Source organism: Clostridium simiarum, assembly GCF_018919175.1.
GTDB lineage: Bacteria > Bacillota > Clostridia > Clostridiales > Clostridiaceae > Clostridium_L > Clostridium_L simiarum.
The window spans coordinates 1,439,379-1,463,938 of sequence record NZ_JAHLQL010000001.1 but is presented as its reverse complement, the minus strand read 5'-3'; the positions used below and the strand labels follow the sequence as shown (position 1 = coordinate 1,463,938).

The following is a 24,560-nucleotide window of genomic DNA, read 5'->3' as shown; positions in this document are numbered from 1 at the left end:
TAGGGGGTTTTTTATTCCCTCTAAAGTTTAGAAATCCTTATCCAGGGAGGTAGCCCCTCTTTATTCCCATTTTGAAGAAGATGGAAGTATTAGTGCGGGTAGTCATGGGATGAAGTTTTAATCCTATAGTTATTTAACTATGGGATTTTTATTTAAAAAGAAATAAAAGATATACTATATGTAAAATTGAAAAAATTATAATGTAGTTATAAATACAATTAAAATTTATGATGTGCTTAAATACAAATATAATAAATATATAGGAAAAAAGTAGAACATTGTTGTAAAGACTTATATAAACCATTAAAATAATATACATATTCATGATAAATTAAAATAACCGTTAGGTAATTTAATGGGAGGAAGAAGATGATAAATAATTTAAAAGTAAGATGGAAGATAATTTTATTATCCGCTTTGATGTCTATACTATGCTTGATTATTGGATTTGCAGGTTATCATTATATTTCAAAAGCTAATAAGGGTATGGAGAGTTTATATGGGGATAATTTAATTTCTGTTCAAACTATTAATGACAATAGAAATCAATCTAGAGCTATAGAAGCGGATATATATTATATAATTTTACATTCAGGGGATAAAAAAGCACAAGATGAGAGATTACAGGATATAGAAGAACGAGTAAAAGTATTTGAAGAAAACTGGGAAGAATATAAGAAAACTCCTTTAGATGATTTTGAAAAAGATAAAATTCCTACAATTGAAGCTAAACTTCAAAAATACAAGGCAGGAAGAGATGAAGTTCTAAAGCTTGCACTGGAAGGCAAGCAGCAAGAAGCATTAAATAAGTATCATGATATAGAAGATACTGCAAAAGAATTTCAAGATGATTTAAATGAATTAGCAGTATATAGTGTTAAGAATGCTAAGAATACAGTAGATTTGAATGGTAAGGAATTTAATAAATCTATAAAAATATTCGAGGTAATTATGCTAATTAGTATAGCTGTATCTATATTATTTACATGGATTATTTCAAAATCCATTTCAATTCCATTAGGAGCAGCAGTAGAATATTTAAATAAGATATCCACAGGAGATTTTTCTAAAAATATTCCAGAAGTATTTAATAAGAGAAAAGATGAAATTGGTGATATGGGAAAAGCAATGGATTTGATGAGGGAGTCTTTAAAGGAATTAGTTACAAGTGTAAAATCTCAATCTAACAGTATAGAATACATAGTTAACAATACCTTAGCAAATGTAAATGAGCTTAATATTAACATAGAGGAGGTTTCAGCAACTACAGAGCAGCTGTCAGCAGGTATGGAAGAGACTTCTGCTTCTTCAGAAGAAATGAATGCATCCTCTTTGGAAATAGAAAGGGCTGTTCAAGATATTGCTAAAAGAGCTGAAGAGGGAGCAGTTTCAGCAGGGGAAATAAGTAAAAGAGCAATTACTATAAAAAAGGATATTATGTTATCCCAAGAAAAAGCAATGGGTGTATTTAAAGATACTAAAGCTACCTTAGAAAAGGCAATTGAAAATTCAAAAGTAGTACAGCAAATAAGTATACTATCTGAATCAATTATGCAGATAACTTCTCAAACTAACCTATTAGCCTTAAATGCAGCTATAGAAGCAGCAAGGGCTGGTGAGGCAGGAAAAGGATTTTCTGTAGTGGCAGAAGAAATAAGAAAGCTGGCAGAACAATCTAAGGATACTGTAGTTGAAATACAAAACATAACAGAGAAGGTTACTGAATCAGTAAATGATCTATCCCATAGCTCTAATGATCTACTTAATTTTATGTCTGTGGATGTTTATAATGATTATCAAGATATAATAGATGTTTCAGAGACATATAATAAAGATGCAAAATTTGTGGATGAACTTGTAACAGAGTTTAGTGCTACCTCAGAAGAACTGCTTGCTTCTATTCAAGATATGTTAAAAACTATAGAACAAGTAACTAAGGCAGCCAATGAAGGAGCAGAAGGGACAACTAATATTGCTGAAACAGTAATGGATATAACCCAAAAGTCCACTGACATAATAAAAGAAGCAGAAAATTCAAAAGAAGTTGCAGATAAGCTAAAAGTAGAAGTAGATAAGTTTAAAATTTAAATAAAGTAAATTTCAATAAGTTTATTTAATAAAAAGTCTATGCCAATTAAAATGGTATAGACTTTTTAATTTTTAATAGTTCTTATAGAATAAATAGGAGAATCTATTTATATTTCTAATGCAGATGAAGTTTAGTGAAATTAATTATAAAAGATACAGTTTTTTATTTTATCATATAAGATTTAACCTAATATTATTCGGAAAATTCAAAATAGAAAATCCAATGTAGTATAATAGAGTGTATAAAACAATGAGTGTTAAGCTAATAAGAGGAGGGTAAAAAATGAAAAACTTAAAACTAGATGATTTTACAAAATATAAATTTTTATCAAATGTTAACCTATCTCCCAATGAAGATTTTGCTTGCTTTGTTGTACATGAGCCAAATACAGAGGATAATAACTATTATTCCAATTTATGGTTATATAATATTAAGGAAAATAAATATAGTAAGTTAACCTCCTTTAATAAGGAATCTAAATTTATATGGCTAGAGGATGGAGAAAACATAATATTTTCAAGTGTTAGAGATGATAAAGATAAGGAAAAATTAGAAAAGGGAGAAAAGTTTACTCAGTTTTATAAAATAAATATTTATGGTGGAGAGGCTGAAAAGTTTTTTAGGATACCATTGAATGTGGGAGCAATTAAAGAAATTAATGAAGAAAAATTTATATTTACAGCACAATATAATCCAGTGGAATTTGATTTAGAAAGTTTAAGTGAGGAAGAAAAGTCAAAGGAATTAAAAAGAAGAAAAGAAGAAAAAGACTATGAAGTAATAGATGAAATTCCATTTTGGAGTAATGGTGGCGGATTTACAAATAAGAAAAGAAATAGACTATACATCTATGATGTAAAAACTAACAAATGTGAAGCCATAACTGAAGAGTTAATGACTATAGGCGCTTTTAATTTAAATGAAGATAAATCAAAGCTAGTATTTATTGCTAATACCTTTAAAGATAGATCACCCATAACGGATAATATTTATATTTATCATGTAGAAGATAAGAATTTAGAAAAGCTAATGGAAAGTGAAGAATTTTCCTATGCTTATGCAGATTTCATAAATGAGGACAATATTATTTTACTTGGTAGTTACATGAATAGATATGGAATAAACGAAAATAATAAATTCTATAAGCTAAATTTAAAAACTAGAGAAATGAGTTGTATAACTCCAAACTTTGAAACTAGTACATGGAATTCTGTGGGATCTGATTGCAGATATGGAGGATCACCAAGTGTTAAAAGAGATGGAGAGTATTTATATTTTATAACCACAGAAGGGTACAGCTCTCATTTAAATAGGATAAGCTTAGAGGGAACCATAGAAAAGATAATAGAAGGTAATGGGTCTGTAGATAGCTATTCAGTAAAGAATGAAAAAGTACTATTTGTAGGATTAAGAGATTTAAAGCTTCAAGAATTATATATGCTAAATGAAAAAGAAGAGTTTCAAATAACTGATTTTAATGGATGGATTAATAAAGAAATAAAATTGTCAAAACCTGAAAGGTTGAACGTTCTTACAGCCCCTGAAGTCTTAATAGATGGGTGGGTGTTAAAACCTGTGGATTTTGATGAAAATAAAAAGTATCCTGCCATACTTGATATACATGGAGGGCCAAAAACCGTTTATGGAGAGGTGTTTTATCATGAAATGCAGTACTGGGCTAATGAAGGATATTTTGTATTTTTCTGTAATCCAAGAGGAAGTGATGGCAGAGGTAATGAATTCTCAGATATAAGAGGAAAGTATGGTACTATTGATTATGATGACATAATGAGATTTACTGATGAGGTTTTAAATAAGTACACCAATATAGATAAGGATAGGGTTGGAGTAACTGGCGGGTCCTATGGTGGATTTATGACTAACTGGATAATTGGACATACTGATAGATTTAAAGCAGCAGCTTCTCAAAGAAGTATATCAAACTGGATATCAAAGTTTGGAACTACAGATATAGGTTATTATTTTGTAGATGACCAACAGGGAGGAACACCATGGAATGATCCTGATAAATTATGGTGGCACTCACCACTAAGATATGCAGATAAAGCAAAAACACCAACTTTGTTTATTCACTCTGACGAGGACTATAGATGTTGGATGGCAGAGGCGCTACAAATGTTTACTGCCCTTAAATATCATGGAGTAGATTCAAGAATATGCCTCTTTAAAGGAGAAAATCACGAACTAAGTAGAAGTGGAAAGCCAAAACACAGAATAAGAAGACTTGAGGAAATAACAAATTGGTTTAAACATTATTTAAAATAAGAATAACTTATAATAGAGGTATCTGTTATTATGCAGATACCTTTTGTTCCATTGCTATGATTTAGAGAAGATTATGCATTACTTTTAGATATTTTTTGCAGTGATGTAAAAATATCATAAACATAAATTATTTTGAAACATAATATGGTATAATATATAAAAATATGTCTTTAGGGGTAGTTATGGTAAAAGTGTTTTATATTTGTTTTTTAATAGGATTAGTTTATTCTGTTTTATCTGTAATATTAGGAGGATTATTTGATATATTTAATATTGATGGAGGGTTGGATTTTAATTTTGAATTTCCTTTTGCATCTTTGATGAAACCTGCAGTAATAGCTTCTTTTTTAACAGTATTTGGGGGCATGGGACTTATAGGTACAAAGAGAGGATGGAAATATACCATTTTAATTGCAGTGGTTTTAGGAATAGTTGTAGCTTTTTCTATATGGAAGTTCGTTATAGTTAATTTAGCCAAAGCAGAAAATACTAGTTCCATAAAAAGAGAGGAGCTTATTGGAGTAGAGGCTTCTGTTATAGAAGCTATTTTAGAAGGAAAGGTAGGTTCTATAACCTATGTGGTAAATGGAAACAAATACTCATCTCCAGCTAGAAATATTAAAGGTACAAGATTAGATAAAGGGGAAAAAGTTATTATAATAGAAATTAAAGAAAGTACATTTTTCGTCATTTCTTTAAAAGAAAATCAATGAGATAATTATTAATTTCTAAAAGAAATAATATATTAAATCTAAAAAATAAAAAGGGGGAAGGTTTGTGGAAAATTATATCATGCCCATAATGATAGGAGTAATCATACTAATAGTCCTTGGAATAGTTCTTTCGATGTGGAAAAAGGTTCCTCAAGATAAAGCTATAGTAGTTACAGGACTTAAAAAGAGGGTAATATCTGGTGGTGGAGGAATAGTCATTCCCATATTAGAAAGAACAGATAAGATATCCTTAGAGAATATGAAAATTGAAGTTAGGATTGGCAATGCACTTACAGAGCAAGGAGTTGGAATTACCGCAGATGGAGTTTCAGTTATTAAGGTAAAATCTGATCATGAATCAGTACTTGCCGCTATAGAGCAATTTAATACAGGAAATGAAGAAAAAACTATAGCTATAATTAAAGATACCTCCAAGGATGTACTTGAAGGAAAATTAAGAGAAATAGTTTCTAAGATGACTGTAGAAGAAATCTACAAAGATAGAGAAATGTTTGCAGCTCGTGTTCAAGAGGTTGCAGCTATAGACTTAGATCAAATGGGATTAGAAATTAAAACCTTTACTATAAGAGACATTTCAGATGAAAATGGATACTTAAAGGCTCTAGGTAAAGGAAGAATTGCTGAAGTTAAAAGAGATGCTGATATAGCAGAGGCAGAAGCGCAAAAAGAAACTAAGATAAAAACTTCAGAAGCCTTTAGGGAAGGGGAAGCTGCTAAACTTATAGCTGAAACTTCTGTTTCCGAATCTATGAAAAACAAAGAATTAAAGGTTCAAGCTTATAGAAAAGATCAAGAAACATCTAAGGCTGTAGCTGATTTAGCTTATGAAATAGAAGCTAATAAAGTTAAAAAAGAAGTTACTGAAACAGAAATGATGGTTCAAATAATAAGAAAACAAAAGGAAATAGAACTTGCAGAGCAGGAGTCTTTAAGAAAAGAAAAAGAACTAGAAGCAACTGTAAAGAAAGAATCTGAAGCAGATAAATATCAGGCTATACAGGAAGCCCAAGCTAAAGCTGAGGCTATTAAGTTAGAAGGTGAAGCTAAAGCAGAAGCTATGAGACTAGAAGGTATGGCTAAGGTTGAAATTATTAGAGAAACAGGTAAGGCAGAAGCAGAGGCTATGATGAAAAAAGCGGAGGCCTTTAAGCAATACAATGAAGCTGCTGTACTTCAAATGGTAGTAGAAAAATTACCAGATTTAGCGAAAGCTATAGCAGAGCCCTTAGCTAAGACAGAAAAAATAGTAATCATAGATGGAGGAAAAGGGGAATCTCAGGGAGGAGCCTCAAAGGTTGCAGGGTATGTTACGGACATAATGACTAAAGTTCCAGAGACTGTAAAGGCAACTACAGGAATAGACTTATTAAGCATTCTTAAAGGAATGGGAAATAGAGAAGAATTGAATGATAAAGAAATAGAAGAAGTTAATAAAGAAGTTATTATAGAAGAGCATGGTATAGAAGAATAATGATTAAATAAGCCTGTAGATGAAACAGGCTTATTTTTATGATATTTAAAGAAACAAAAAACAAAAGGAACTTAGCCACCGGCGAAGGACAAGCTAAGTTCCATGTAATTAGCACTGTTAGTACCAACTGCTTAATTATCATAACATGAAACTTGGTTAATAGCAATAACATTTTGCCATCATTTCAATATTCTCTTTTCTATATTGTTTAATAATGAAAAATGTGTACAATTAAATAATATGAAAAATGCAGAACAAAATTATAGATAGCAATGAAATTATAATCTCTAGTAAAATGACACAAAAACAACAGGAAGAAGTATATTTAGATAATACTATAGCCTAAACCTTGATTTATAAAGGAATATAGTAGTATCATAGTATATTGTAGACAAGGGATGAAACTAAAGAATATAACATATAGTAATACTTCATAAAGGGGATGATAGAATGTCCAAAAGGTCAACGGACTTAGGTAAGGGGTCCGTAGGAAAACTTTTGTTAAAACTGGCACTTCCAGCTATTGTTGCTCAACTTGTAAATGTATTATACAACATAGTTGATAGAATTTTCATAGGTAGGATGCCAAGTGGAGATATTGCAATGGCTGGAGTAGGAATAGCTTTTCCTATTATTATGACAATATCAGCTTTTAGTGCATTGATTGGTATGGGGGGAGCTCCACTAGCTGCTATTAAAATGGGTGAAGGGGATAATGAAGGTGCAGAAAAAATAATGAGCAATAGCTTTGCTATGTTATTAATATTAGGGGCCATTTTAACTGTAGTCTTTATAATATTTAAAGAGCCTATACTATGGGCTTTTGGTGCAAGTGAAGCCACTATTGGATTTGCTATAGATTATTTAACTTTATATCTTATAGGTACTATATTTGTACAGATTGCATTAGGTATGAATCCATTTATATATACTCAAGGTTTCGCAAAAATAGGTATGGCTACAGTAATTAGCGGTGCAATTATAAATATGGTATTAGACCCTATATTTATATTTGTATTTAATATGGGGGTTAAAGGAGCAGCTTTAGCCACTATTTTAGCTCAAATAGTTTCAGCACTATGGGTTTTATACTTCCTATTAGGAAAGAAAAGTATAATTAAAATTAGAAAAAAACATTTAGTTCCAAATTTAAAAGTAGTGGCACCTATTATGGCCCTTGGTATATCACCTTTTATAATGCAATCTACGGAAAGCTTAGTGCTAATATCACTAAATAATAAGTTACAAATGTATGGTGGAGATTTGGCGGTAGGTGCTATGACTATAATGAGTAGCATTATGCAGATAGTAACCCTACCTATAATTGGATTATCTCAAGGAGCGCAGCCAATTATAAGCTATAATTTTGGAGCTAAAAACTTAGATAGAGTAAAGAAAACCTTTAAGCTATTATTTATAAATTGTATAGCTTATACAATTATTATGTGGGGATTACTTATGCTATTCCCAGAAATATTTGTGGCTATATTTAATAAGAAACCAGAACTTGTAGAAATTACATCTATGAGTATAAAGATATTCTTTGGAGGGATTTTTCTATTCGGTGCACAAATAGCTTGCCAGCAAACATTCCTTGCTCTAGGACAGGCTAAAATATCACTTATAATGGCATTATTAAGAAAAATAGTATTATTAATACCTCTTATATTTATACTTCCAATGTTTTTTGAAAATAAATTGAAGGCGGTATTGATGGCAGAGCCCATAGCAGATATATTAGCGGCTCTTACAACCATGTTATGCTTTTCTATCTTTTATAAGAAGACCTTTTTGAATAATGATAATATAAATTTTTAGACTATGCTTAATATAAATTTAGAGTATATAGGTAAGTAATTAGAGGCTTGTTTTAAAACAAGCCTCTAACTATTTTTATTTTAATTTAAAGGTTTTAGGTGCTAATCTATAAGTTAAAATTAGTGCAATTATAATATAGACAATGGTTATAATTAATACCCCTAAGGTAAAAAAGTATGAAGAGGTCTTAATTTTAAGGCACATATAGCTAAGGAAATACACTAATCCATTTATAATTTTAAATAATGGGCTTTTCACTGTCAGTTCTTTTGTATAAGGCTGTATTACATAATACATGAACAAATAATGTATTGAGAAGAAACAGGATAAACAGAGTATACATAAAAATAAAGGAATTATTCTAAAAAGCTCCATAACTGAAGCACTAGTAGCCATAATCACAGCTATAGCAATGCATAAAGTTAAAGCAGGGATTATATTAAGAATAACCACTCTTTTAAGTCTTGAGGTGAAGTTTGATAAAATAACCTTTTTATCACGATAATAGCTATACCTTAAAAGGCTTACATCACAATTATAAAACATAGCCTTAGAGATTCTTTCTCCTGTTGAAAGACTATACATTATGAATACCAACAAAGGAGTACTTCTTTTAATTGTTTCTACAAACCATACTTTTTTAGAAGGCATAAATATCACAAAGTACATGGCAATTAAAAATAAAATAACTATAGCTATAACTCTCCTTTTTATTGGATCTACCATTATTCTTCTATGACGAAGGAAAAATAATGAGTTTAAATATTCATAGCCTTGCTTTCTGTCATAAGTTTTTGTATTTAAGTCTTTCGTATTTAGTTTATTTTCATCTAATTTTACATCTACAAAGTTTAGATCCGATTTAAATGTTTCTATATTAAATAAATTATCTTTGGTTAATAAAGTTTTAGATATCGTAGTGTATTTTTTATATTTCCATATGTATATAAAGGCTAATGAGGCTAAAATGAGTGTAATAATTAATGACCAAAAATTAAATAATATACTTTGAAAATTAATAGTTAAACCTATTAAAGGTAATACATAAGCAAGAGCAAGTCCAACTATTATTAAAGAATATATAAAAAAATTATTATTTGATAGAATTTTTCCTCTTTTATCATAGATATAAAGATGCAACCATTCCCCTATAAGTCTAAAAGCAGCTAATTCAGTTATAAGCATTATAGCTTTTAGTGGGGAAAGTTCAATTCTTATTCCTATAATCATCATAGGAATAAGAAAATATATAAACTTTTCTATATTTCTATATAATATCTGTCCAAGATAGTACTCTTTTGGGTTAGATCTCATTAAGGTTATCATATTAAAGGCAGACTTATTATTAGTATCAAAAATTATTAAATTCATGAAGGAACCTAAAACAAAACTTAGAAAGAAAAATATGTGTAAAAATTCAGGTAGAATCTGTGTTTTATCCTTAGTAATTAAATAAGAAGGCAAAATAACCATTAAGCCCAAATAAAAGGCCTTTCCGAGAAATCCTCCTAACACTCCAAATATTTCACGTATAACACCTATAATTAGTTTAGCTTTGGTTTGTTTATATAGGTTTTCAGGTACTTTCTTTCCTATAAGAGGTATTCTCTTAATAGAGTATATTAAGGAATTGGCATTTTCTACAAAGGAGACTTTGAAACTATTTACAAAGGTTCTAAACATAGTTTTCCTCCTTTAAAATTTCCATGATTTTCTCTTCAAATTCAGGACTCTTTAGAAGTTCACTATCCAGTTCTTCTAAAACACCATTATTCAAAACCACTAGTTCATCACATAAGTCGGTAGCAAGCTGCAAGATGTGTGTGGAAAAAATGATAATATGATCAGTTTTTATTTTTTTAAGTAAATTTTTAATTTCAAGAGCTACAACTACATCAAAGGAGGTCAAAGGTTCATCTAACAAAATTACAGGAGGTCTGGTTATTAAAAAACAAACCATCTGTATTTTGTTTTTCATTCCATGAGAATAACCTTTTATTAGACGATATCTGTCTTCTTCATTGATTTTTATAATGTCAAAATACTCATTAATAGTTAGTAAATTTGTGATTTTATCTTTGTTAATATCAATATAGAATTTTAAAAACTCATATCCAGTTAAAAATTCTGGAAGTACAGGTTCGGAAAAAACATATCCTACCTTTGAGTAATTTATTTCCTCATTACTTTGTCCTTCTTCAAAAAGCACTACTTTGCCATGATCATAGCTAAGATCTCCGCTTATACAATTAAAAAGGGTGGTTTTTCCTGCGCCATTACGGCCTAATAATCCATAAATCTTACCTTTTTCAAATATAAAGGAGGAGTTTTTTAGCACCTTTTTTTCTCCAAAACTTTTTTCTATGTTTTCTAATATCAGCTTCATTATGTTGTCTCCCTTCAACTATTAACTGTAAATTTACAAATATAAAAACATTATTTATTGTAAACTATAGATTATTCATATAATAATTATAGCAAAATTTAAAGTATTTGTAATTAATACCATGAAAAGAGTAAATAGCTAATGAAAATTATAAGAAAAATATGATTATTAATTATCTGAATAAAAGTTTTAATAAGGAGCGCAGTATATTATTAGCAATTATAATAAAAACATTTTCCAATTTAATATTGTTAAATATAGAAAAATATGCTACACTACAGTTAGTAATGATAATCAATATCATTGGAGGGGGGTATTTATATGAAAAAAATATCAATAATATACTGGAGTGGAACAGGTAATACAGAAAAAATGGCAGAATTAATTTCAGAAGGAGCTGTTTCTTCTGACACTAAGGTGAATCTATTAAATGTTTCTTCTGCTACAATTGAAGATGTAACAGGGGCAGATGTAATCGCATTAGGTTGTTCAGCTATGGGAGATGAGGTTTTAGAAGAAGGCGAAATGGAGCCATTTGTAGAGAGTATTCAGGATAAATTAAGTGGAAAAAATGTAGCTTTATTTGGATCTTATGGCTGGGGTGATGGACAGTGGATGAGAGACTGGAAGGAAAGAATGGAGAATTCCAATGCAATCTTAATTAACGATGGGTTGATGGTAAATGGTGAGCCTGATGGCGAAGGAATAAAAGAGTGCAAAGAACTAGGTAAAAAGTTAGCAAGTTTATAATTATTAAAGTAAAACTTCAATCAATATAAAATTATTTGATTGAAGTTTTACTTTTTTAAAGGAAACTCATCCTCATATCTTCGGATGAGTACTCAAAGAGTAAGCGACGACCATCAAACTACAGGTTTGGGTATCTGCTTAACCGATTCACACAAGATCATAGATCTTGGTTCACTGCTTAAGCACTATATGCTTCTAACATCCATAGAGTTTTTTCATAATTTGCTATAAACTGAGTTAGCATATCGGCAGTTGGAACATCTTTTAGTTCTTCTGCTATTTTAAGAATGTTGTTAGAGCTATCTAACATAAGTTTGAAATCCTTAATTACTAATTCTACAGATTCTTTTGAAGATATAGCTTCACTGGATTTTTCTTCTATTGTAGCAATCTCAAGATATTCTTTCATGCTTGCAGCAGGTCTTTCACCTATAGTTAATAATCTTTCTGCCACTGCATCTAAATCTAAAGAAACTTGATTATAGAAGTTTTCAAATTGAGCATGTAGTTCAAAGAATCCTGTACCATTTACATTCCAATGATAGTTATGAAGTTTAACATATAGTATATTTAAATTTGCAAGATAAACATTTAATTCCTTAGTTAGATTTTCTTTATTCATAAAAGTACCTCCTATGTGTTTAATATTTGTAATGATTATTTATTTGTAATGATTACAATACAATAATAACTCTTAAATTAGTTATTGTCAATATATAAATGAAAAAAGCTGAGAAATTTTATTCTCAGCTTTTTTTACATAATATCAATATTTACGGGGATAGAGGAAAGCTACTTTCCTTAATGCCTATAATCTTTTAGAACAATTAGGACACGTACCTCTAAAATGAATATATTGATCCTTTACAATATAATCTTTTAGATCTTCATTAGCAATTTTACTGAAATCTAAGTTTATGTCATATAAGGTTTGACATTTATCACATTTAAAATGTGCATGGGGTTTAGGATTAAATATGTCATATCTTGCTTCGTTACCTTCTATAGTAATGACTTCTACTATTTTTTTTTCTGCAAAAAGATTTAAAGTATTATATATTGTTGTTTTAGATAAAGTGGGGATATCATCTATTAAATCATCATATATCTGACTAACAGTAGGATGATTATGATGCTCTATTATATATTCTAAAACTCTCTTTCGTTGATATGAAGGCTTAATACCGTGATCCCTTAAATAAGTATCAACATTATTTATATGCATTTTTTACATCCTTCCTATTATATTTATTACAATTTTAAATCAATTATAATTATATTATAGATAAAGAAAAAAATATATACAAGTATATAAGAATTTTATGATTTAGGAGTAAAATTTTGTATATTTCCATGGTATAATACATATAGACAATACTGATAATAACGAAAGAAGGGTTAAGACATGTCAATTGGGAAAAAGATTATAACTGTGTTTACTTCCACTATAATTTTATTAATGGTTACAGTAGCTCTATACATTTATAGGTATCATTCTAAAATAGATGCTATTATCATGAATTCTATGATGAAGGGAATAATTGTTATAGCTATAATAGCTGGTTTAATTTTTACCATATTAGCATATGGAATAGTAAAACTTATAATAGAGCCATTAAATGCTATAATAGAGCTTTTAAGAAGAACTTCAAAATTAGACCTAGAGAAGGAGTCTAGTATAAAGGTATATATGAAACGAAAAGATGAGGTTGGTAAGATTGCCAACGCTACCTATGATTTAAGAAAGGCTATGAGAAATATAATTGCTACATTATCTGAGGTTTCAAAATCTACAGAAATTAATGCGCAAAATATAAAAGAAATGTTGCAAGGTGTTGCCCTTGGAAATAATGAGACTGTAGCTACCACAGAGGAGCTTTTAGCAGGAACTGAAGAAAGTGCAGCTTTAGCAGAGGATGTTTCAAATTCGGCAGTTGAGATATTACAAAATATAGAGGTAGTTAAGACAAAAGCAGAGGAAGGCTTTAATTACTCAGAAGGCATAAAGGTAAGAGCAGAGGAAATAAGTAAGAATGCCTTAAAATCTAAGAAACAATCAGAAGATATATATATTAATGTTAAAGAAAACATGGAAAATGCTATAGAGGATTCTAATGCAGTTTATGAAATAAATCAATTAGCAGAATCTATACTAGCTATAACAGAGCAGACAAATCTTCTAGCATTAAATGCAGCTATAGAAGCAGCAAGAGCTGGGGAGTCAGGACGTGGTTTTGCTGTAGTAGCAGATGAAATAAGAAAGCTTGCAGATGAATCATCTAATACGGTAAGTAAGATTCAAGATATAGTAAAGAGAGTTAATGATGCTGTAAATAATTTGGCTAAGAGCAGCAATGAAATATTGGAGTTTGTAGATAATGATGTTGCAGGGGATTATGAAAATATGGTTGTTATAGGGGAAAACTATAATAAGGATGCAGAGGAAATGAAGAATACCATGGAAGAGTTTAAGAATATAGTGGAGGATTTAAAAAATTCTGCAGAAGGTATTAAAACTTCTATGGCAGAAGTAGCCACAACCATCCAAGAAGAAGCTAAAGGTTCAGAAATCATAGCATATAAAGCTGAAAATGTTTCCAAAAGTATAGAGGGAGTAAATTCTATATCTGAAGAAAACTTAAAAGGAGCTATGGAAATAAAAGATGTAGTTTCAAGGTTTAAGCTTTAGAGTAATAAAGTAATATTATATAGGAAAGTCATCTACATATTAGAATATTATGAATAAAACCTACGCTAAATAGTAAAATGTATTATTTAGCATAGGTTTTATTTTATTTTTACACTAATAAGTTTTTATTTTTAAAAATTAGAAAATAATACCCTTTAATTCCATAAAAAGTATGATAATATATAATATATAGAGTTAAATTTTGGGAAACATGTCTTCAAAATTATTTAACCTTAGATACCATCCTTACAACTAAAATCTGTTATAAGCAAATTCCATATTAAATTAATAATTATTTGATGAAAATTTAAATAGGTAGGTGAAGTAATATGATAAAAAAAGGCACTTGGATTGAAATTGAAGAGGTTGTTTTGACTACAGAACATAGGGCTTTAAACATACCAAAAGAAACCAAAGAAACCCCTCTTAAATGTTGGATAAGAGGATACTGTCTTAATGACTGTAATTTAGGTGAAGAAGTAGAAGTTGAAACTAATGTAGGTAGAATTGTTAAAGGAAAAGTGGTAGAGATAGAACCAGGATACTATCATAGCTATGGTAAACACGTGGCTGAAATAGATAGGATAGGAAAACAAGCAAGAGAAATAATAGGAAATATTAAATAATGTTTTTTAGGCAGAGTTAATAAGGGGGGAATATAAAAATGAATAAATACCAAGAGCTTATGGATAGAAAAAATGAAATAATGCTTGAGTCTGTGGGCATAGATTTTAATAAATATGAAGTTGGAAAGCTTTCATTTAATTATGAAGCTTTAATGAAAGATGTGGGGTATTCCTTAGAAGAAATTAGAGAAATACAAAAGGATGCAGGGGTTGGACAAACACCCTTATTGGAATTAAAAAATATTACCAAACTGGCAAGGAAATCTTCAAAGACTGGAAGAGCAGCTAGAATATTTGTAAAAGATGAAAGTTGTAATCCTTCAGGAAGTTTTAAAGATAGGAGAGCTGCTATATCTGTATATGATGCAATGAAGAGAGGATATAGTGGGGTAGCTGCAGCCACTTCAGGGAATTATGGAGCAGCAGTTGCATCACAGGCCAATATAAGAGGACTCAAATGCATAATAGCTAATGAATGTTATGATTCAAAAAAGGTGGGGCAGCCGGAGATATTAGAAAAGGGAAGAAAATGTGAAGGCTTTGGAGCAGAAGTTCTTAGACTTACTGTAGGCCCTGAATTATTTTATACCTATTTAAAAATACTTGAAGATACAGGATATTATAACGCATCATTATATTCATCTTATGGTATAGCAGGAATTGAAACCTTAGGATATGAAATAGCAAAGGAGTGCAGAGAAAGGTTAGGTAAAGAGCCAGAGGCGGTAATTATAACTCATGCAGGAGGAGGAAATGTTACTGGCACTGCAAGGGGGCTTATTAAAGAGGGAGCTTTGAATACAAAAGTAATAGGAGCTTCTGTAGATCTTTCAGGACTTCATATGGCATCAGATATAGATTTTAATAAAAAATCTTTTACAACAGGTCATACGGGTTTTGGAATTCCATTTATGACTTATCCAGATAGATCTGATGTGCCAAGAAGTGCAGCAAGGCCTTTAAGATATTTAGATAGATATGTAACAATCACTCAAGGAGAAGTATTTTGGATGACTGAAGTATTAGCTCAACTTGAAGGATTAGAAAGAGGTCCTGCTGGAAATACATCTTTAGTAGCAGCTTTTGTTATTAGTCAAGAATATGACGATGATGATGTGATAGTTGTTCAAGAAACTGAGTATACAGGAGCAGGGAAACATTTAATACCTCAACTTAATTTTGCTAAGGAAAATGGAATTAAAGTTTTCATTGGTGATCCAAAGGATCAAGTACCAGGTGAGAACATAGTAATTCCTTCACATCCAAACTTAGTTTCAGTTAAGGAAATGGATATGGAAGCTTTAAGAAATTCTTATATAAAAAATAGTATTGGAAAGTTGACAGAAAATAAGGTACAACCAGTGGATGTAGAATTTTTATCTAAAGAAACTAAGTTATCTAAAGAAATAGTATTAGAAATATTAAATAAGCATAATATTGAAATAGATTAAAGGAGGAATAGCTTATGAAGAGGGAAGATGATTTTGAGAAAAGGAGAGAGCACTTAAAGGATTTGACTAATGAAGAACTTTATGAAAGATTTTGGAGCCTTACAGAAGAAATTGTTAAACCTATGGTGGACTTAGCTTATACCCATACTTCTCCATCTATTGAGCGCTCGGTAGTTTTAAGAATGGGATTTTCAAGTCTTGAAGCCAAAGAAATAATTGAATATGGGACTAAATGGAATTTGCTTGGAAAGGGTATGGGAAATGTAATTTTAACCTATGCAAAACTTAAGGGAACAGGTTACATTAAAGCAGGAAAGGAATTAGCTAAAGGCATAGGCTGGGATATTGTTAGTGAGGATATGAAGGCAGGTGGGGATCAATGATGGAAGGTTTACAAGAAAATAAAAAACTTAATATAGAGGAAATCTTAAAAGATTTAGATAAGTATGAGCCAAAATGGAGGGGGTGGCATTGGAGGGAAGAGTATAGGGAAGGTAAGGTTGGAGAATTTGTATATGGTGAAATATCAGAATCTTTAAAAAATAGTCATCCTCTTCCTGCTGCAAGAAGTTTTGGTAATATAGATCCTCAACCAAGAGCTGTAATAACTACAGAAATTGCATCAGGAAGGTTTGAAGATGATATAAGAAGGATGAGAATGGCAGCCTGGCACGGTGCTGATCATTTAATGGTTATAAGAACAGCAGGGCAAAGCCATTTTGATGGATTGATAGAAGGAAGTCCAGAGGGAATAGGAGGAGTTCCTATTACAAGAAAAGAGGTTAGGGCAACGAGAAAAGCTATAGACTTAATAGAAGAAGAGGTAGGAAGAAAGATTAATTTCCACTCCTATGTATCTGGAGTAGCAGGTCCTGATGTAGCAGTTATGTTTGCAGAGGAGGGAGTTAATGGAGCTCATCAAGATCCACAATATAATGTGCTTTATAGAAACATAAATATGTTTAGATCTTTTGTAGATGCTGCAGTAGCAAAGCATATAATGGCATCAGTAGGAATGCTTCAAATAGATGGTGCTCATAATGCTAATGCAACTGCCATGAAAGGATATAATGTTATGCCAGAACTTATGGTACAGCATGCAATCAATTCAAAGTTTTCTGAGATTGTTGGAATAAAGCCGGAGAATATTGCCCTTTCAACTGTACCACCCACTTCAGCACCAGCTCCTTGTATGAGATATGACTTGCCTTACGCAGTAGCACTTAGACAATTTTTCAAAAAATACAAAATGAGAGCTCAAATGAATACAAAATATATAGAATCCTGTGAAAGAGAGGCTACTGTTGGGCATACACTTAATTTATTAATATCAAAATTAACCTCAGCGGATATTCAAAGTACCATAACTCCTGATGAAGGAAGAAATGTGCCATGGCATTATAATAACATTCATGCTATAAATACAGCTAAGCAAGCCTTTATATCCATGGATGGATTAATGGATATGGTAGAACTTAAAAAAACAGGCTATCTACCAGAAAAGGTAAGAGAAATTCAAGAGAGAGCAGTATTATTTCTTGAAGAAATAATAGAATCTGGTGGTTATTTTAAAGCAGTGGATTCAGGATTTTTTATAGATTCTGGTGAGTATCCAGAAAGAAATGGAGATGGCATTAGAAGAAAGATGGATGGAGGAGATGCTACTGATACTATAGTGATGAGAGAGGAGGACTACTTTGCGCCAGTTTGTGCTCAATTTGGATATAATAACATTCCAAAAGAATATAAAAAACCTTGTGAGGCTATAGAGGAGTGTACCCTATGTAATCATTCAAAAATTCAATATATTGACGAATTAGATGATAATGACAATGTGATGAAGAGAATGGAGAGAGTTAAAGAAGATGGAACTGTAGTGCCAGAGGTTCAATGGGCTAAAGATGGATATGTAAAGATAACTTTGTGCTTACCGGAAAATGAGCAAATTAGTGAAGCGGCAGCTGTGGAAATAGGTAAGAGAATGAACTTAAAAGATGTAGAAATACTTCATAAACAAGTACTTCAAAAGGCTGAAGGAACTCTTGTAGAGATTAAGGGGATATGTGACTTTACGCCTATAAGACGTGATGAATTATCTCTTCCAAAGAGAAGGAAGAATCTTTCAGATGAAGTTATGAAAGAGTATGTAAAAAAGAATCCTATAAAGGTTGTTGCTGCCACAGTTGGGGAAGATGAGCACTCTGTAGGACTAAGAGAAGTCATAGATATTAAGCATGGTGGAGTTGAAAAATTTGGTATTGAAGCAATTTATCTTGGAACATCTTGTTCTATAGAAAAGCTTGTAGATGCGGCTATAGAGTCAGAGGCTCAAGCCATATTATGTAGCACAATAATTACTCATAATGATGTTCATACAAGGAACATGAAAAAACTTAATGATCTTTGCATGGAAAAAGGGGTAAGAGATAAAATCATACTTGTTTCAGGAGGTACTCAAGTAACAGATGAAATTGCTAGAGCAAATGGTATGGATGTAGGTTTTGGAAGAGGATCAAATGGAACAGATGTAGCGTCCTTTATAATAAAAAGATTAATGGGATTGGAGGAAACAGAAGAGGACTAAAATTTAGCCTAGACTATATTAGAGAGGATGGGTTTTGTGAAGGTAGATTATTTGGTGGCTGAAATTGGAAGTACCACTACAGTAGTTACAGCTTTTAATATAATAGAAAGCAATAAGGGAAGGGTTTTTGTGGATATACCCTTTCAAGGAGAAAGTTGTACCACGGTTCTAGAAGGAGATGTAACTATTGGACTTAAAAATGCAATAAAGCAAATAGAAAAAGATATAAAAGAAGAACTTACATGGAATAGAATGTTAGCCACTAGTAGTGCAGCAGGGGGACTTAAAATAACTGTACATGGGCTTATGGAACAAATGACTGTTAGAGCAGCAAGGGAAGCAGCTTTAGGTGCCGGAGGCATAATTAAAATGGTTACTGGTGGGAAAATGAGAAAAAGTGATTTAAAAAGAATCCAGGATATAAATCCTAGTATGATAATCATAGCTGGAGGTACAGATTATGGTGAGAGAGAAACAGCACTTTATAATGCAGAACTAATAAGTGGAGAGAAGTTTAATAAACCTATAGTATATTGTGGAAATATAGAAAATAGAGAAGAGATAAAAGACATATTAAAAGGGGAAGAATTATATATAATTGATAACGTTTACCCTAACATAGATGAGCTTAATGTGGAACCTGCAAGAGCTATAATACAGAAAGCTTTTGAAAAAAATATTGTAAAAGCTCCTGGTATGAGCAAAATAAAGGAAATGGTAAATGGAAGTATAATGCCAACTCCAGGGGCCGTTATGGAAAGTGCAAAGATTTTATATGATATCCTAGGGGATTTAGTGGTTTTTGATGTGGGGGGAGCCACTACAGATGTGCACTCTGTTACAGAAGGTAGCAGTGTGATTTTAGATATACTAATGAATCCTGAGCCAAAAGCTAAAAGAACTGTAGAAGGAGATCTTGGAGTTTTTGTGAACAGTAAAAATCTAATAGAACTTATGGGCATAAGAGATCTGGGACAAGTTACTAAAGAATATATAAAACAGCATATAAAGCCTATACCTGTTGATAAAGAGGATATAAATGCCAGTATAATGTTAACAAAAAAAGCTGTAGAGGTTGCAATAGATAGACATGTAGGGATAATTAAAAGAAAATATGGTGGAGAAAGTGGATTTATAGCCTTTGGAAAGGATTTATCTCAAGTGAAATATATAATAGGAACCGGAGGGGCATTAACAAAAATTCCTGGAGGATGCGAGTTACTTTTAGGTATAAGGTATCTAAAGGATGATATCACTATGCTTCCAAGAAAGGGGGCTAAGGTGCTTTTAGATAATAACTACATTATGGCCTCTGCTGGAGTTTTAAGTAGAGAAAATAAAGAGGCAGCTAAAGCTTTGTTAATGCAGAGTTTGGCTATAAGAGAGGATATATAAAATGTTTTTAATTTTATGAAGTCAGTATGAAAAAAGGGGAGTATATTTATGAGAAAAGTCTATCCTTGCATAGAAGTGGACTTATTAAAATTAACTCATAATGTTAAAGAGATTGTATCTATGTGTAAGAAAAAGAATATAAGTGTTACCTCAGTAACTAAAGTATTTTGTGCCTATAGCCCAATTGTAGAAGCTATACTTAGAGGTGGAGTAACGGACGTTGCAGACTCTAGAATATTAAACTTAAAAAAGTTAAAACACATGAATTGTAATAAAATGCTACTAAAAATTCCAATGATAAGTGAAGTTTATGAGGTAGTTGAATATAGTGATGTTAGTTTAAATTCAGAGATAGACACAATAAAACATTTATCAAAGGCAGCAAAAGATTTAAACAAAACTCATAATATTATACTTATGGTAGATATAGGAGACTTAAGAGAGGGTGTATTGGTGGGAGAGGTAATAGATACTGTTAGAGAAATAATAGCCCTAGATAATATTAACTTAATTGGAATTGGCACTAATCTTACTTGCTATGGTGGAGTAATTCCTGATAGTGATAACTTAAGTAAGCTTATTAAACTTAAAGAAGAAATAAAAGATACCTTTAACTTAAACTTACCTGTTATTTCAGGAGGAAACTCTAGTAGCCTTCATATGGTTATAAATGACACCATGCCAAAAGGAATTAATCAACTAAGAATTGGGGAATCCATAGTATTAGGGAGAGAGACAGCCTATGGAGAACCAGTGCCTAATTGTTATGATGATGTTTTTATATTAAAAGGAGAGATTGTGGAATTAAAAAATAAACCAACGGTACCCACAGGTAAATTGGGGATGGATGCCTTTGGAAATAGGCCTAAGTTTGAAGATAAGGGCATAAGAAAAAGGGCTATTATAGCAGTAGGAAAACAGGATATAAGGTTAGAAGGATTGGTACCAGTAGATGATAATATAACTGTCTTTGGCGCTAGTAGTGATCACTTAATTTTAGATGTAACTGATAGTAAAAAGAACCTTAAGCTTGGAGATATTGTAGATTTTAAAATGGACTATGGATGTTTACTTTCGGTTATGACTTCCCCCTATATTGAAAAATATTACTATGAAACTACTTGCGTAGATGAATTAAGTAAAATAGAAAATTTTTAGGAGGAGTTTATTTATGAAAGAAAAGATAAGAGTGGTAATTTGGGGATTAGGTTCTATGGGAAGCGGAATTGCAAATATGATATTAGGTAAGAAGGGGTTTAAAATTGTAGGGGCCATTGATATGGATCCTAATAAAGTAGGTAAAAAACTTTATGAAATTTTAGGTGTTGAGGAAAATGAGGATAACTGCTGTATAGTTACAAAAGAGCCTTCAGAAGTTATAAAAAGGGATTTTGCAGAGGTTTGTGTTATAGCAACAGCTTCCTTTACAAGGGTTGTATTTCCTTTAATAAAAATGGCAGCAGAAGCTGGAATGGATATAGTAACCACAGCAGAAGAAATGTCATATCCAAGAGCTCAAGAACCAAAATTATCAGAGGAAATGGACAAGATAGCTAAAGAAAATAAGGTTTCAATATTAGGAACTGGTGTAAACCCAGGATTTATAATGGATTTAATGGTTATAATGCTTACAGGAGTTTGTGACAGAGTTGATAGTTTGGAAGTTTCTAGAATCAATGACTTAGCTTGTTTTGGAAAAGCAGTTATGGTAGAGCAAGGAATAGGACTTAATAAAGAGGAATTTATAAAGGGAGTTAAAGAAGATACAGTTGCAGGGCATGTAGGATTTTTAGAATCTTTTGGAATGATTGAAGAAGCTTTTGCACTTAAGTTTAATAATATTAGACAAGAGAAAGAACCAATTCTTACTAATGTACCTCGCTCAACGGATATTGTTTCTGTTAGTGCTGGAGATGTGGCTGGATGTAGACAGGTGGGGTATGCAGATTTAGGAGATAAATTATTTGTTACCATGGAACATCCACAGCAAATAAAACCAGAATTAGAACAGGTGGAAACTGGGGATTATATAAAAATTAATGGAGTTCCAGAGTTAAACTTTCAAATAAAGCCAGAGATACCAGGAGGAATTGCTACTATTGCTATATGCGTAAATATGATTCCACTGGTTATGAACTCTGAGCCAGGATTAAAAACTATGCTAGATTTACCAATTCCAAGAGCTATTATTGGAGATGTTAGAGACTTAGTAAAGGATAGAGATTAACTAGTTTTTAAAGTGAAATAGAACCTAAAAATATAGGTTCTATTTTTTATGTTATTATTTTGTTACAAAATTAGATTGATTTAGTTATAAATATTTTTTATTCTAATCTTCTACATAAAAATTCATTGGATAAGTAAGATATTCTGCTCTTGGCATTTTTTCTGTAGTATAGAATCCAGAAGGTGCCATAATAAGTTGAGGTATACGGTTTACTATAGTAGCACAAGTAAGTTCTACTGTTGCAGGACATTCTATTTTTACTGTAGTATTTGGTTCACCATGAATGGTCCAAAGATTCCTGTCCACTTCTCCTTCAGGATAAACTTTACCTATACATTGAGCTACAATAGTAGGTCCTTGGTTAGTAACTGTAGTAACTATAGCAGACATTCCAAGGGCATCTCCCGCTTTTATAGTCTTTCCTAAAGTAGATGAATAAATATCCTTGTCATGGAATATAGGAACTAGCTCTTGTTTTATTGATTTTATTGTCCAACCAAATTGTGAACATAACCATTGATTTGCATTCCACATGTAAGAAGGTAGAGAATCATTTTTAACTATCTCTTCTTCAAATTCTTCAGGAGTTAAACCAGCGCCGTGAGCTTCAGCTAAGGCTATACCATAGTCTTCAACATTATAGCTAGAAGAGCCTTCTATTTTTATAATGTTATGAGTAGCACCAGCTAAAGTACTAACAAGATTTCCCCAGAAAACATCTTGATAGCCAGAACCAGTAAGTGTACAGTTATTTTCCTTAGCAAGTTTGTCTAATTTATTAGTAATTGCAGGTGAAGTATTCCAAGGATACATAGCTTCTTCACAAGTACTTATAGCGTTGACACCATATTTAGCAGATAATTCAAAGGCATCATATACATCAGACATTAGACTTTTAACAGAAATTATACATACATCAGCATCACATTCTTTAAAAACATTTTCTGCATCACAGCGAACTGGAACGCCAAGATTAAAGCCAAGTTCAGCTATCTCACCTACATCTTTACCTACTAAATTAGGATTCATGTCTATAGCTCCTACTATTTCAGCTCCCTTCTCATAAAGGTAACGTAGAAATACTATCCCCATCTTACCGCAACCATATTGAATAACTTTAATTTTTTCCTTCATTTAAAAACTCCCCTTTCAAGATATTGTCTATAATTTAACAATACACTTTATACTAAGTAGAGAGTCAAGAACTATTTGAAATCTATAGGAATTTGAAGTTTAATAAATAAGTTTCTTTCATTATTAGAGAAGACAGGAAGCTCAGCAATTACCTCGCAAATATAGTCTCCAACTATCTTATAACCCTGATTTTCAATATGTTCAAGTAGTTTTTTTGCATAGTTTTTTTCTTCATAAAAATCATGAAAATAAATACAAGCAAAGGTTCCTGATTGGATTACCTCTATTCCTTCCTTTGGCTGAAACTCTGGAGCTATAAAGAGAAATATTTCTGTTGAATAAAAATCCTCCATAACTAGTCTGTTTTTTCTTAATATAGAACCTACATTGCAGAAGTATACCATGGGTAACTTATGTAGGAGTATATGGTTTTTAAGTTCACGGAGCATATACTCATAGTTTTCTATTCCGTTATTATATATATTGACGCCACAGTCATAGCAATATATCCTCCTCTCAGGTATATATTCTATTAAAACTACGCCTTCTTTAGGGGATGAAGTATAGCGTTTGTAGTCTTCTATGGATTTAGTTATAGCGTTTTTCTTTTGGGTAAGTGCTAATATATTTTCATCTAAAATTTTCTTTTGACATTCTAATACCTCTTGAATTAATTGCACATTATTATTATCTAAATGCTCCTTTATTTGTTTAAGATTCATACCAAATTCTTTCATATATTGAATCATATCTAGTCTTGCACATTGTTTTATATTGTAATATCTATATCCTGTAGATTCATCAACATAATAAGGTTTTAAAAGACCAATTTTGTCATATAGACGTAAGGCTTGTTCAGATATATTATTAAGTTTAGCCATTTTACCTATAGTTAATTTTTCCACAATATCCCCTCCTAA

Annotated in this window: 20 protein-coding genes; 14 read left to right on the top strand and 6 right to left on the bottom strand. The window is 31.3% G+C overall.

Going from position 1 to position 24,560, the window contains the following annotated elements:
• The first annotated feature begins 369 nt into the window (after window positions 1-369).
• The 5 genes from KQI89_RS06900 (at window position 370) to KQI89_RS06880 (ending at window position 8,398) form a co-directional block, all read left to right on the top strand.
• On the top strand, window positions 370-2,088 hold the full coding sequence (locus tag KQI89_RS06900; RefSeq protein WP_216456448.1) for a methyl-accepting chemotaxis protein: 1,719 nt from the start codon (window positions 370-372) through the stop codon (window positions 2,086-2,088).
• A gap of 283 nt (window positions 2,089-2,371) precedes the next feature.
• On the top strand, window positions 2,372-4,375 hold the full coding sequence (locus tag KQI89_RS17625; RefSeq protein ID WP_246582967.1) for a S9 family peptidase: 2,004 nt from the start codon (window positions 2,372-2,374) through the stop codon (window positions 4,373-4,375).
• Window positions 4,376-4,557: 182 nt separating this feature from the next.
• Window positions 4,558-5,088, top strand: coding sequence for an NfeD family protein (locus KQI89_RS06890; protein ID WP_216456447.1), 531 nt, complete (start codon window positions 4,558-4,560; stop codon window positions 5,086-5,088).
• A gap of 79 nt (window positions 5,089-5,167) precedes the next feature.
• On the top strand, window positions 5,168-6,580 hold the full coding sequence (locus tag KQI89_RS06885) for a flotillin family protein (protein ID WP_216456688.1): 1,413 nt from the start codon (window positions 5,168-5,170) through the stop codon (window positions 6,578-6,580).
• A gap of 450 nt (window positions 6,581-7,030) precedes the next feature.
• On the top strand, window positions 7,031-8,398 hold the full coding sequence (locus KQI89_RS06880; protein WP_216456446.1) for an MATE family efflux transporter: 1,368 nt from the start codon (window positions 7,031-7,033) through the stop codon (window positions 8,396-8,398).
• 75 nt (window positions 8,399-8,473) lie between these two features.
• Here KQI89_RS06880 and KQI89_RS06875 read toward each other — a convergent pair whose 3' ends face one another.
• Together KQI89_RS06875 and KQI89_RS06870 are read right to left on the bottom strand one after the other, a co-directional pair.
• Window positions 8,474-10,081: a hypothetical protein gene (locus KQI89_RS06875; RefSeq protein ID WP_216456445.1), complete on the bottom strand. Its 1,608-nt coding sequence runs from the start codon at window positions 10,079-10,081 to the stop codon at window positions 8,474-8,476.
• On the bottom strand, window positions 10,074-10,784 hold the full coding sequence (locus KQI89_RS06870; RefSeq protein WP_032122333.1) for an ABC transporter ATP-binding protein: 711 nt from the start codon (window positions 10,782-10,784) through the stop codon (window positions 10,074-10,076). The genes KQI89_RS06875 and KQI89_RS06870 overlap by 8 nt, the downstream gene beginning before the upstream one ends.
• Window positions 10,785-11,105: 321 nt before the next feature.
• Here KQI89_RS06870 and KQI89_RS06865 point away from each other — a divergent pair, with 321 nt between their 5' ends.
• Window positions 11,106-11,534 carry a flavodoxin gene (locus tag KQI89_RS06865; RefSeq protein ID WP_032122332.1) on the top strand — a complete coding sequence of 143 codons (429 nt, stop codon included), beginning with the start codon at window positions 11,106-11,108 and terminating at the stop codon, window positions 11,532-11,534.
• Window positions 11,535-11,712: 178 nt separating this feature from the next.
• Here KQI89_RS06865 and KQI89_RS06860 read toward each other — a convergent pair whose 3' ends face one another.
• Window positions 11,713-12,156 (bottom strand): Dps family protein, encoded by a 444-nt coding sequence (locus KQI89_RS06860; protein ID WP_216456444.1) that lies wholly within the window; start codon window positions 12,154-12,156, stop codon window positions 11,713-11,715.
• Between the two features lie 186 nt (window positions 12,157-12,342).
• A complete protein-coding gene (locus KQI89_RS06855) occupies window positions 12,343-12,759 on the bottom strand; it encodes a Fur family transcriptional regulator (protein ID WP_216456443.1) in 417 nt (138 codons plus the stop codon).
• 180 nt (window positions 12,760-12,939) lie between these two features.
• Here KQI89_RS06855 and KQI89_RS06850 point away from each other — a divergent pair, with 180 nt between their 5' ends.
• The 8 genes from KQI89_RS06850 (at window position 12,940) to ord (ending at window position 22,506) form a co-directional block, all read left to right on the top strand.
• Window positions 12,940-14,223, top strand: coding sequence for a methyl-accepting chemotaxis protein (locus KQI89_RS06850; RefSeq protein ID WP_216456442.1), 1,284 nt, complete (start codon window positions 12,940-12,942; stop codon window positions 14,221-14,223).
• A gap of 329 nt (window positions 14,224-14,552) precedes the next feature.
• Window positions 14,553-14,849, top strand: coding sequence for a 2-amino-4-oxopentanoate thiolase subunit OrtA (gene ortA / locus KQI89_RS06845; RefSeq protein WP_216456441.1), 297 nt, complete (start codon window positions 14,553-14,555; stop codon window positions 14,847-14,849).
• A 38-nt stretch (window positions 14,850-14,887) separates the two neighbouring features.
• Window positions 14,888-16,300, top strand: coding sequence for a 2-amino-4-oxopentanoate thiolase subunit OrtB (gene ortB / locus KQI89_RS06840; protein WP_216456440.1), 1,413 nt, complete (start codon window positions 14,888-14,890; stop codon window positions 16,298-16,300).
• A gap of 14 nt (window positions 16,301-16,314) precedes the next feature.
• A complete protein-coding gene (locus KQI89_RS06835) occupies window positions 16,315-16,683 on the top strand; it encodes an ornithine aminomutase subunit alpha (protein ID WP_216456439.1) in 369 nt (122 codons plus the stop codon).
• The gene (gene oraE, locus KQI89_RS06830; RefSeq protein WP_343216331.1) at window positions 16,680-18,884 is read left to right on the top strand and encodes a D-ornithine 4,5-aminomutase subunit OraE; all 2,205 of its coding nucleotides are present in this window, start codon (window positions 16,680-16,682) and stop codon (window positions 18,882-18,884) included. The genes KQI89_RS06835 and oraE overlap by 4 nt, the downstream gene beginning before the upstream one ends.
• Before the next feature lie 36 nt (window positions 18,885-18,920).
• On the top strand, window positions 18,921-20,279 hold the full coding sequence (locus KQI89_RS06825) for a GlmL-related ornithine degradation protein (protein WP_216456438.1): 1,359 nt from the start codon (window positions 18,921-18,923) through the stop codon (window positions 20,277-20,279).
• 48 nt (window positions 20,280-20,327) lie between these two features.
• Window positions 20,328-21,437, top strand: a complete 1,110-nt coding sequence (gene orr, locus KQI89_RS06820) for an ornithine racemase Orr (protein WP_216456437.1) — start codon at window positions 20,328-20,330, stop codon at window positions 21,435-21,437.
• 13 nt (window positions 21,438-21,450) lie between these two features.
• Window positions 21,451-22,506: a 2,4-diaminopentanoate dehydrogenase gene (gene ord / locus KQI89_RS06815; protein ID WP_216456436.1), complete on the top strand. Its 1,056-nt coding sequence runs from the start codon at window positions 21,451-21,453 to the stop codon at window positions 22,504-22,506.
• Between the two features lie 102 nt (window positions 22,507-22,608).
• On the opposite strand, the gene KQI89_RS06810 is transcribed toward ord, so the two are convergent.
• A complete protein-coding gene (locus KQI89_RS06810; protein WP_216456435.1) occupies window positions 22,609-23,640 on the bottom strand; it encodes an NAD(P)H-dependent amine dehydrogenase family protein in 1,032 nt (343 codons plus the stop codon).
• A gap of 71 nt (window positions 23,641-23,711) precedes the next feature.
• Window positions 23,712-24,545, bottom strand: coding sequence for a MerR family transcriptional regulator (locus KQI89_RS06805; protein WP_216456434.1), 834 nt, complete (start codon window positions 24,543-24,545; stop codon window positions 23,712-23,714).
• Between the last annotated feature and the right edge of the window lie 15 nt (window positions 24,546-24,560).

Coding starts and splice junctions, on each gene's coding strand:
- ortA (WP_216456441.1), top strand. CDS start 14,553: ATGATAAAAAAAGGCACTTGGATTGAAATTGAAGAGGTTGTTTTGACT.
- KQI89_RS06865 (WP_032122332.1), top strand. CDS start 11,106: ATGAAAAAAATATCAATAATATACTGGAGTGGAACAGGTAATACAGAA.
- KQI89_RS06875 (WP_216456445.1), bottom strand. CDS start 10,081: ATGTTTAGAACCTTTGTAAATAGTTTCAAAGTCTCCTTTGTAGAAAAT.
- KQI89_RS06880 (WP_216456446.1), top strand. CDS start 7,031: ATGTCCAAAAGGTCAACGGACTTAGGTAAGGGGTCCGTAGGAAAACTT.
- ortB (WP_216456440.1), top strand. CDS start 14,888: ATGAATAAATACCAAGAGCTTATGGATAGAAAAAATGAAATAATGCTT.
- KQI89_RS06810 (WP_216456435.1), bottom strand. CDS start 23,640: ATGAAGGAAAAAATTAAAGTTATTCAATATGGTTGCGGTAAGATGGGG.
- KQI89_RS06890 (WP_216456447.1), top strand. CDS start 4,558: ATGGTAAAAGTGTTTTATATTTGTTTTTTAATAGGATTAGTTTATTCT.
- KQI89_RS06870 (WP_032122333.1), bottom strand. CDS start 10,784: ATGAAGCTGATATTAGAAAACATAGAAAAAAGTTTTGGAGAAAAAAAG.
- orr (WP_216456437.1), top strand. CDS start 20,328: ATGAGAAAAGTCTATCCTTGCATAGAAGTGGACTTATTAAAATTAACT.
- KQI89_RS06855 (WP_216456443.1), bottom strand. CDS start 12,759: ATGCATATAAATAATGTTGATACTTATTTAAGGGATCACGGTATTAAG.
- KQI89_RS06900 (WP_216456448.1), top strand. CDS start 370: ATGATAAATAATTTAAAAGTAAGATGGAAGATAATTTTATTATCCGCT.
- KQI89_RS06860 (WP_216456444.1), bottom strand. CDS start 12,156: ATGAATAAAGAAAATCTAACTAAGGAATTAAATGTTTATCTTGCAAAT.
- oraE (WP_343216331.1), top strand. CDS start 16,680: ATGATGGAAGGTTTACAAGAAAATAAAAAACTTAATATAGAGGAAATC.
- KQI89_RS06835 (WP_216456439.1), top strand. CDS start 16,315: ATGAAGAGGGAAGATGATTTTGAGAAAAGGAGAGAGCACTTAAAGGAT.
- KQI89_RS06885 (WP_216456688.1), top strand. CDS start 5,168: ATGCCCATAATGATAGGAGTAATCATACTAATAGTCCTTGGAATAGTT.
- KQI89_RS17625 (WP_246582967.1), top strand. CDS start 2,372: ATGAAAAACTTAAAACTAGATGATTTTACAAAATATAAATTTTTATCA.
- KQI89_RS06850 (WP_216456442.1), top strand. CDS start 12,940: ATGTCAATTGGGAAAAAGATTATAACTGTGTTTACTTCCACTATAATT.
- ord (WP_216456436.1), top strand. CDS start 21,451: ATGAAAGAAAAGATAAGAGTGGTAATTTGGGGATTAGGTTCTATGGGA.